Source organism: Corynebacterium sp. UBA4397 (assembly GCF_002390965.1).
Lineage (GTDB): Bacteria > Actinomycetota > Actinomycetes > Mycobacteriales > Mycobacteriaceae > Corynebacterium > Corynebacterium flavescens.
In genome coordinates this window covers 1-313 of record NZ_DGRD01000053.1, presented here as the reverse complement: position 1 = coordinate 313, position 313 = coordinate 1, and the positions used below count along the sequence as shown (strand labels likewise).

Here is a 313-nt window from a genome sequence, read left to right as displayed (position 1 = left end):
CTTGCAGGAGTATTTCGCACAACTTGGCCGGGGTGTTGACCTCGTTGCCGAGTGCTCGGGGCTGTCTGCCCCAGACCTTGAAAAGATGGGGGCCAGCACACAGGATGCCGCCGAGCTTTTAAGCCTGCACGCCATCTATTTTGGCTCCACGCCTTATACGGGCAAGCAGCGCTCGGCCGTTAATGCGGCCAGGCGCAACGGGCACACCTTGAGCACTCTGCGCCAGATCGAATCCTTTGCCCGCCGCGCCAAAGTGCAACTAGGCGCATGGAACCTACGCGTAGAGCTATGCGCCAGGCCCAGCGAGCAGGTT

Annotated in this window: 1 pseudogene; it reads left to right on the top strand. The window is 61.0% G+C overall.

From position 1 onward, the window contains the following. Positions 1 to 313, top strand: a pseudogene (locus B2696_RS10815) (HNH endonuclease); the annotation flags it as partial.